The sequence below is a fragment of the Cryobacterium sp. TMN-39-2 genome (genome assembly GCF_004402745.1).
Lineage (GTDB): Bacteria > Actinomycetota > Actinomycetes > Actinomycetales > Microbacteriaceae > Cryobacterium > Cryobacterium zongtaii.
The window spans coordinates 288,578-296,687 of record NZ_SOFX01000020.1 but is presented as its reverse complement, the minus strand read 5'-3'; the positions used below and the strand labels follow the sequence as shown (position 1 = coordinate 296,687).

Annotated in this window: 9 protein-coding genes; 3 read left to right on the top strand and 6 right to left on the bottom strand. The window is 70.4% G+C overall.

What is annotated here, in order from left to right; translation table 11 throughout:
- Both E3O57_RS18915 and E3O57_RS06840 read left to right on the top strand, forming a co-directional pair.
- The coding region (locus E3O57_RS18915) for an SbcC/MukB-like Walker B domain-containing protein (RefSeq protein ID WP_304991709.1) at positions 1-911 on the top strand (911 nt) is incomplete at its 5' end.
- Between the two features lie 38 nt (positions 912-949).
- A complete protein-coding gene (locus E3O57_RS06840) occupies positions 950-1,327 on the top strand; it encodes a DUF2834 domain-containing protein (protein ID WP_103461864.1) in 378 nt (125 codons plus the stop codon).
- Between the two features lie 3 nt (positions 1,328-1,330).
- Here E3O57_RS06840 and E3O57_RS06835 read toward each other — a convergent pair whose 3' ends face one another.
- The 5 genes from E3O57_RS06835 to E3O57_RS06815 are packed head-to-tail and all read right to left on the bottom strand — an operon-like array spanning position 1,331 to position 4,781.
- Positions 1,331-1,714, bottom strand: a complete 384-nt coding sequence (locus tag E3O57_RS06835; RefSeq protein ID WP_103461639.1) for a hypothetical protein — start codon at positions 1,712-1,714, stop codon at positions 1,331-1,333.
- 39 nt (positions 1,715-1,753) lie between these two features.
- Positions 1,754-2,449: a Pr6Pr family membrane protein gene (locus E3O57_RS06830; RefSeq protein ID WP_133159786.1), complete on the bottom strand. Its 696-nt coding sequence runs from the start codon at positions 2,447-2,449 to the stop codon at positions 1,754-1,756.
- A 40-nt stretch (positions 2,450-2,489) separates the two neighbouring features.
- The gene (locus tag E3O57_RS06825) at positions 2,490-3,296 is read right to left on the bottom strand and encodes an amino acid ABC transporter ATP-binding protein (protein ID WP_088456792.1); all 807 of its coding nucleotides are present in this window, start codon (positions 3,294-3,296) and stop codon (positions 2,490-2,492) included.
- Positions 3,283-3,951, bottom strand: coding sequence for an amino acid ABC transporter permease (locus E3O57_RS06820; RefSeq protein ID WP_088456791.1), 669 nt, complete (start codon positions 3,949-3,951; stop codon positions 3,283-3,285). The genes E3O57_RS06825 and E3O57_RS06820 overlap by 14 nt, the downstream gene beginning before the upstream one ends.
- Positions 3,948-4,781, bottom strand: coding sequence for a transporter substrate-binding domain-containing protein (locus E3O57_RS06815; protein ID WP_370289880.1), 834 nt, complete (start codon positions 4,779-4,781; stop codon positions 3,948-3,950). The genes E3O57_RS06820 and E3O57_RS06815 overlap by 4 nt, the downstream gene beginning before the upstream one ends.
- Before the next feature lie 182 nt (positions 4,782-4,963).
- Between E3O57_RS06815 and E3O57_RS06810 the strand changes: the two genes are divergently transcribed.
- Positions 4,964-5,974: an ADP-ribosylglycohydrolase family protein gene (locus E3O57_RS06810; RefSeq protein WP_103479447.1), complete on the top strand. Its 1,011-nt coding sequence runs from the start codon at positions 4,964-4,966 to the stop codon at positions 5,972-5,974.
- A gap of 5 nt (positions 5,975-5,979) precedes the next feature.
- On the opposite strand, the gene E3O57_RS06805 is transcribed toward E3O57_RS06810, so the two are convergent.
- On the bottom strand, positions 5,980-8,100 hold the full coding sequence (locus tag E3O57_RS06805) for a RecQ family ATP-dependent DNA helicase (protein WP_103479462.1): 2,121 nt from the start codon (positions 8,098-8,100) through the stop codon (positions 5,980-5,982).
- Positions 8,101-8,110 lie beyond the last annotated feature (10 nt).

The following is an 8,110-nucleotide window of genomic DNA, read 5'->3' as shown; positions in this document are numbered from 1 at the left end:
GGCGGGCGGCCGAGGCACGCACCGAGGCGCTGGCGGCGCAGCTGCACGAGGAGGGCTTCGCCGACGAGGCCGCCGCCGGACTCGCCCGGCTCAGCCCGGCCGAGATGCAGGCTGGTCAGGCCGCCATCCGCGCCTACGACGACGACCTCGCCGGCGCCCGCGGGGTGCTGGCCGAGGCCGACCTGGCCGGGCTGCCCGAGAACCCCATCGACCTCGACCCGACCCGGCTCGCCCTTCAGGCCGCCGGCGCCGCCCGCGACGACGCCCTGGCCCGCCGGGAATCGCTGCGTGAACGTGCCACCGCGCTCACCGCCCTGGTGGGGGATGCCCGGGCCCGGTTCGCCCTCGCCGCGGACCTGCTCACCACCCAGGCCCAGGTGCGTCAGCTCGCCGCCGTGGTGCACGGCGACGACCCGAACACCAAGCGCATGAAGCTGGAGACCTACGTGCTGGCCGCGCAGCTCGAGGAGATCATCGCCGCGGCGAACAACCGGCTGCGCACCATGACCGGCGGCCGGTACGCGCTTGAACACGACGACGCCCTGCAATACCGTGGCAGCCAGGCCGGACTCGGGCTGGCGATCCGGGACGAGCACACCGGCCGGGCGCGGGCGACTCACTCGCTGTCCGGCGGCGAGACCTTCCTCGCGTCGCTCGCCCTGGCACTCGGGCTCGCCGAAGTGGTCTCCAACCAGGCCGGCGGCATCGCGCTGGACACCCTCTTCGTGGACGAGGGATTCGGATCGCTGGATGCCGAGACCCTCGAGACGGCCATGAGTACCCTCGACAGCCTGCGGGCCGGCGGCCGCACCATCGGCCTGATCAGCCACGTCGAGTCGATGAAGGAGCAGATCCCGGCGAAGCTCGCGATCAGGGTGACCGCGCAGGGCTACAGCGAAATAATCCCGTAGGCACGCCGCGATCGAGCGGATCGCGGCACACTGTGTTCATGAGCCGCACACCTTCCGAGCCCGCCGCGCAACCCGCCTCCTCGTCCGCCGCCGCGGGCTGGACGACCCTGACGTTCGTCTACCTGGCCCTGGCCATCGTGGGACTGATCGGCACCTGGACCTGGAACATCCAGGCGATCATGCAGGCCAGCGACTTCATCGGCGACTGGACCATGAGCGGACCGGCGGTGTCGTCGCTGACCACCGACCTGCTCGTGGCGGCGATCGCCGGCAGCGTCTTCATCATCGTGGAGGCCCGCCGGCTCGGCATGCGCGCAGGCTGGGCCTACGTCGTATTCGGGTTGGTCACGGCGTTCGCGTTCACGTTCCCGTTGTTCCTGGCCATGCGGCAGCGCCGGCTGGTGATGACGACCTGAGCTTCAGCTCACATCGCCGGCCGCGAGGCCGGCGTCGTCACCCGCGAACCGTTCCCGCAGGGCGTGGAAGTGCGACACGGTCAGTCCGTGCCGGAGTAGGTACGGTTCGGCACCGCCGAGAGCGTCGATGGTGGCCAGGGCAGCCCGCAGGGCGTCCGGCTGCGGCTCGGCGAGCAGCGCGGCGGCCACGGCCTCGTCGTGCGGCAGTCCCGCGGCGAGCAGGGTCAACGCGAGAACCAGGCCGGCCGGATGTTCACCGCCGGGGCCGTGCGCCACGAGCGGCCCGTCGCCCGCAGCGAGAACGGCCACGGCATCCGTCAGCTCACGGCCGCCATGGGCGACCAGGTCGGTGTAGTCCTGTACTCGCTGCGTGACGGGATTAGTCATGCTGCAGTCTCCGTCGCCGAGGTGAACGGCAGGTGACGCTCAGGCCAATCCCGGCTCCAGATCCGGCGAGGTGCGCCGACCCAGCCGGCTCAGCCCGATCGCGATGGCCGAGATGCCCGCGATGACGACGGCGATCACCAGGACGTAGAGGAACACCGACGGCCAGCCACCCGGCTCGTCGGGGTTGAGGAACGGGTAGGTCCACCAGTCGGTGAACGTGCCGCGCAACAACGCATAGGCCAGCCACACCAGCGGGTAGATCAGCGCGAACCAGATCCGCTTCCAGGCCAGCGCCGGGCGGCCCGGTGCCAGCAGCCAGTCGAGCAGGATCAGGGCCGGCGCCCACACGTGCAGGACCTCGTTGGGCCAGGTCAGCCCCTCGAAGGTGCCGTCGGCGGGCTGGTTGCGCAGCAAAAGGTTGTAGACCACCCCGGTGATCACGGCGTACGCGAGCGTCGACATCCGCACCCGCGCCAGCAGCTCGGGTTCGGCAGCCAGGCGCAGCGCGAGGACACCGCCGACGAAGAGCACCACCACGTTCATCAGGCTGGACTGAATCGTGAAGAAACCGAAGTACGCGGCAGGGTCGAACGCGTCGTTCAGGAGTTGGTCGGTGATCTGGGTCACGATAGCGGCCAGCACGAGCGCGGCCAGCAAGATGCGCAGCACCCCCACGGCGCGTCGGAAAGGGGTCGGGGAGTCGTCGAGCCCGGCGGGCACAGCAGCGGAATTCACCTGATCAGGTTAGTGCAGGGCCCAAAAATGCACGTGCAGATCAGAACGGGAACAGCAGCCGATGCAGGAACTGGCGGGTGCGCTCGTGCTGGGGGTTCCGCAGCATCTCCTTCGGATCGCCGTGCTCCACGATGGTGCCGCCGTCGACGAAAGCCACCTCGGTGGCCACCTCCCGGGCGAATTCGAGTTCGTGGGTGACGATCACCATCGTCCAGCCCTCTGCGGCGAGCTCCTTGATCAGGCGCAGCACGTCGCCGACAAGCTCGGGGTCCAGGGCGCTGGTCGGCTCGTCAAAGAGCAGCAGGGTAGGTCGGAGGGCCAGGGCCCGGACGATGCCCACCCGCTGCTGTTGCCCACCGGACAGTTCGAACGGGTAGCTGTCGCGCTTCTCACCGAGGCCGACCCTCTCCAGCAGCGCCAGGGCCTCGGTCTCTACCTCGGCTCGGGGGCGCCGCTGCACGACGACGGGTCCTTCCATCACATTTTCGAGCACGGTCTTGTGCGGAAAGAGGTTGTAGTGCTGAAAGACCATCGCCGAGCGGTCCCGCAATGTGCCGAGGGTCTTCTTCGGAACGCCGGCGCGGGATCCGTGGGCAGCGGCGAAGTCGATGGTCACGGGTGCGTGAGTCGCGTCATCCGCTCCGATGATCTCGATGGTGCCGCCGTCGGCGATCTCCAGGCCGTTCAGGCAGCGGAGCACGGTGGTCTTGCCCGAGCCTGACGGCCCGATTAGCGCGAGCACCTCGCCGCGCGCGACGGTGAGGTCGATGGATTTCAGGACCTGGTTGTCCCCGAAGCTCTTCTGCAGGCCTCGAACCGTGAGCAGCTTCTGGTCAGTGGGCGACATAGCGGTCCAATCGCTTTTCGAGCACGCCCTGGCCGCTGGAGAGCACCAGGCAGATGACCCAGTAGAGCAGGGCGGCCTCGAGGTACAGGGCCATGAACTGCTGGCTGAAGGCCGCCACCTGCTGGGCCTCGCGGAACAGCTCGGTGACCAGGATCAGCGAGGCCAGGGAGGTGTCCTTGACCAGGCTGATGAAGGTGTTGGAGAGCGGCGGCACGGACACCCGGGCCGCCTGCGGCAGGATGATGCGGGTGAGGGCACGCCGGTGCGACATGCCGATCATGTACGCGGCCTCCCACTGGCCCTTGGGCACCGAGAGGATGGCGGCGCGGATCACCTCGGCCGCGTAGCCGCCGACGTTGATCGAGAACGCGACGATGGCGCTGGGCCACGGGTCGATGACGATGCCCAGCGAGGGCAGGCCGTAGAAGATCACGAACAACTGCACCAGCAGCGGGGTGCCACGCACGATGGAGATGTAGACCTGTGCGATCGAGGACAGCCACCGGCGCTTCGACAGGCGCATCAACGCCAGGCCCAGGGCCAGCACGAGTCCGATCGCGAATGACGCCAGGGCCAACGGGATCGTTCCGGTGATGGCACCGTGGATCAGGGGCCACAGCGAATCAAGCAGGAGTTGCCAGGTGGACTCGCTCACTGCGAGACGTCAGCTCCGAAGTAGGTGTCGGAAATGGCGGCCAGGGTACCGTCCTCGCTGAGCGTGGCGAGGGCATCCGACACGGCCTCGGCCAGAGCGGTGCCCTCGGGGGCGAAGGCGAAGGCACTCTCGGAGCGCTCCTCGGTTTCCGCGGCGATCTTCAGGCCCGCGGCGCCGGTCTGCTTCTTGTAGTCGAGGTAGGTGAGCTTGTCGTTGACGGTGGCGTCGACGCGGCCCTGCTCGACGAGGGCGACGGACTGAGCCCAGCCCTCAACGGACTGCACGGTGGCGCCGCTCTCGGTGGCCAGCGTGTACCAGTTGCTGGTGAGCGACTGGGCGGTGGTCTTGCCGGCCAGGTCGGCGAACGACGCGATGGAGGTGTTGTCCTCCGGTACCACGATGACGCCGGTGGAGTAGGTGTACGGGGTGGAGAACGTGTAAGCCTCCACGCGCTCCGGGGTGATCGACACCTGGTTGGCGATGGTGTCGAAACGGCCGGCTTCGAGGCCGGCGAAGATCGCGTCCCACTGGGTCTCTTCGAATTCGGCCTCAACGCCCAGCTGGTCGGCGACGGCGCGGGCCACCTCGACGTCATAGCCGGTGAGCTCGCCGGAACCGTCGGCGTGGTACGAGAACGGCCGGTAGGTGCCCTCGGTGCCGATGGTCAGGGTGCCGGATTCGAGGACCGAACTCAGCGACTCGTCGGTGCCGGCCGCGGCGCCGTCGCTGCCGGAATCACCGGCGGAGGCGCTGCACCCGGTCAGGGCCACCGCGGCGGCAATGGTGAGGACGGTGGCGGAGACGAGGTGGCGCTTCATGTATGTGTTCATCCAATGTGCTGATCAAGATGCGGGCGTTACGTACCAGGTTAACAAGCCCGGCCCGGTTCTGAATATTCCGATGACGCCGGATGACGATGTGACGACTCCCGTGCCCCCCCGTTCGAGAACCTGTCGGCTCCGGGGCTTTCGGCATATGCTGCCGCCGTCGCACTCAACCCGAAGGAGTACGCATGAAATTGTCGTCGGCTCAGCACGATCGTTCGGCCGCTGTTTTACTCGGCATGGCCTGTGGGGATGCCCTGGGTGCCGGATACGCCTACGCGGGTCCGCTGCCGCCCACCGCGGTGGTGGGGATGCGCGGCGGAGCCGGCACGACCTGGGCCAGAGGGGAGTGGACCGACTACACGGCCCTGGCCGTCCCGGTGGCGCGCGCCGTGGCCGACGGACTCGATCTGCGCCAGGAGTCCACTCTCGACCTCATCACCGCGGAGTGGGTGGACTGGGCCGACACCGCGCCGTACGCCGGTAACCAGCTCGACGCCGCGTTGTCCGGACCGGACCGGACGGCCGCCGCCGTACGAGCCGCCGCCCGCGCTCGGCACGACAGAGTGGGCCGAAGCGCCGGCAACGGTTGCCTGCTCCGCACCGCGCCGGTGGCCTTGGCGTTCCTGCACGATCCCGACGGCCTGGCCGACGCCGCACGCCGGCTGAGCGAGCTCACCCACTGCGAGACCGACGCCGGGGACGCCTGCGTGCTCTGGGGGCTGGCCATCCGCCACACCGTCCTGACCGGAGAACTCGACCTGCGGGTGGGTCTGGGCGCCCTGTCGCCGGGCCGGCGTGAACTCTGGTCGGCGCGCATCAACCACGCCGAACGCCGCCAGCCCCGCGATTTCACGCGCAACGGCTGGGTCGTGCAGGCGGTGCAGGGTGCCTGGTCGGCCATCGTGCACACCCGTGACGAGCCCGGCGCGACAGCGGATGCCGGCCAGTACCGTCTGGGCATCGAGGCGGCCGTGCGCGGCGGCGGCAACACCGACGCTGTGGCCGGCATAGCCGGTGCGCTGCTCGCCGCCCAGTGGGGCCTGGCCGCGGTGCCCAGCGAATGGCGCCGACTGGTGCAGGGCTGGCCCGGCCTGCGCGGAGCCGACCTGGTGCGTCTGTCGGTGCTCGCCGCGCACAGCCAGGACACCAACGAGGCCGGCGAGCGGGAGAGTTTTCGGCTCCACGCCGTGAAGTAGCTCGGCTACGACCGCAGCGCCAGCGTGAACGGCAGCACGCCCGGCGCGCCCGCGCGGCGGAGCAGCCGGCCGGCGACGGTGAGGGTCCACCGGCTGTCGCCGAGGTCGTCGACCAGCAGCACCGGCCCGTCGGCTCCGGCCAGGTTTGCGGCCAGCTCCGGGCCGACCTCGAAGGCGCCCCAGACGCTGGAGAGCCGATAGGCGCTGTTGCCGCCGGATTCGCCGGTGGGCCCTGCGCCCACCAGGCTCAGCGTGCCCAGTTGCGGCAGCCGCCCCACCCGGCTGAGTTCGGCGGCCACCGAGGCCACCAGCAGCGGATGCCGGCGGGACGGCATGGCCACCACGCCCACGGGCCGTTCGGCCCAGCCCCACTCGGCGAGCACCCGCACGCAGGCGGCCAGCAGCGCCGGCGAGGCGGGCGCATCCGGGGTGTTGGGCGCGAAAGTATCGCGCAGGGTGTTGCCCCAGCCCAGGTCGGTGAGTCGGGCCAGAGCGCGACCGGGCAGCACCCTGTCGCCGGCGTCGATGCGGCCCTTGGCGCTCACGCCGAGCCTGTCGGCGCCGGTGGGCCACTGGGCGCGGGGTTCCAGGGCCACGCCCACCCGGTCAAGGGCCGAGGCCGCGGTGCTCGCCGCATCGGCCTGAACGTCGGTGGGGTACCAGGGGGCCGTGCAGTTGTCGCAGCGGCCGCAGGGCACGGCGGTGTCGTCGTCGAGAGCGCGCTGGAGGAACTCCATCCGGCAGCCGGAGATGCGTTCGTAGTCGAGCATGGCGTTCTGCTCGGCCACCCTTGCCGCGCCGATGCGCTCGTAGCGATCGCTGTCGTAGACCCAGGGCTGTCCGGTGGCCAGCCAGCCGCCGGTCACCCGGCGCACGGCGCCGTCGACGTCGAGCACCTTGAGCAGCAGTTCCAGCGGGGAACGCCGGAGGTCGACCCGGGACTCCAGGGCGGGCGTGGACAGCGGGGCGCCACCGTTGGCGTGTAGCGCCTGCAGCACGGCCTCGGCCTTGTGCTGGCTGGGCATCGACGAGGTGGCGAAGTACTGCCAGATGGCCTCGTCTTCGACACCCGGCATCAGCAACACGTCGGCATTCTCGGTGGCGCGGCCGGCACGGCCGACCTGCTGGTAGTAGGCGACCGGGCTGCTGGGGGCGCCGAGATGCAGCACAAAGCCCAGGTCGGGCTTGTCGAAGCCCATGCCCAGGGCGCTGGTGGCCACGAGGGCCTTCACCTGGTTGGCCTTGAGCAGCCCCTCGGACTCCTCGCGTTCGGTGGTGTCGGTCTGGCCGGTGTACGCGCGGACGGCGTGGCCGGCATCCCGCAGCAGCCGGGCGGTGTCCTCGGCGGCCGAGACCGTGAGGGTGTAGATGATGCCGCTGCCGGGCAAGTCGGCGAGGTGGCTGAGCAGCCAGGCCAACCGCGCGCGGGAGTCCGGCAGGCGCAACACGCCCAGGCGCAGTGACGCGCGGGCGAGCGGACCGCGGATGGTGACGACGTCACTGCCCCCGACCGATACCTGCTCCGCCACATCCGTCACCACCCGGCTGTTGGCCGTGGCCGTGGTGGCCAGCACCGGCACTCCGGCCGGCATCGCCGCGATCAGGTCCCGCAGGCGCCGGTAGTCCGGCCGGAAGTCGTGGCCCCAGTCCGAGATGCAGTGCGCCTCGTCGACCACGAGCAGCCCCACCCGCTCGAGCAGCGCGGGCAGCTGCTCGTCGCGGAAGGACGGGTTGTTCAGGCGTTCCGGGGAGACCAGCAGAACGTCGACCTCGTCCGCGCGGAGCGCAGCGAGCACGTCGGTCCACTCGTGGGCGTTGGCAGAGTTGATCGACACGGCCCGCACGCCGGCGCGGGCAGCGGCGGCCACCTGGTCACGCATCAGGGCCAGCAGCGGGGACACCAGGATGGTGGGGCCGGCACCCTGGCGGCGCAGCAGCAGGGTCGCGACGAAGTAGACCGCCGACTTGCCCCAGCCGGTGCGCTGCACCACGAGGGCCCGGCGGCGCTGGTCGACGAGGGTTTCGATGGCCTCATGCTGGCCCTCGTGGAAGTCGGCGTCGGGTCGGCCCACGAGGGTGCGCAGGATCTCGAGGGCGGCCTCGCGGGTGTCGGTCACGTCGTCCATGGTCACGGCG

What these genes read in the sequence shown, in the direction of transcription:
- E3O57_RS06810 (WP_103479447.1), top strand. Translation starts at nt 4,964, where the DNA reads ATGAAATTGTCGTCGGCTCAGCACGATCGTTCGGCCGCTGTTTTACTC.
- E3O57_RS06840 (WP_103461864.1), top strand. Translation starts at nt 950, where the DNA reads ATGAGCCGCACACCTTCCGAGCCCGCCGCGCAACCCGCCTCCTCGTCC.
- E3O57_RS06825 (WP_088456792.1), bottom strand. Translation starts at nt 3,296, where the DNA reads ATGTCGCCCACTGACCAGAAGCTGCTCACGGTTCGAGGCCTGCAGAAG.
- E3O57_RS06815 (WP_370289880.1), bottom strand. Translation starts at nt 4,781, where the DNA reads ATGAACACATACATGAAGCGCCACCTCGTCTCCGCCACCGTCCTCACC.
- E3O57_RS06835 (WP_103461639.1), bottom strand. Translation starts at nt 1,714, where the DNA reads ATGACTAATCCCGTCACGCAGCGAGTACAGGACTACACCGACCTGGTC.
- E3O57_RS06805 (WP_103479462.1), bottom strand. Translation starts at nt 8,100, where the DNA reads ATGGACGACGTGACCGACACCCGCGAGGCCGCCCTCGAGATCCTGCGC.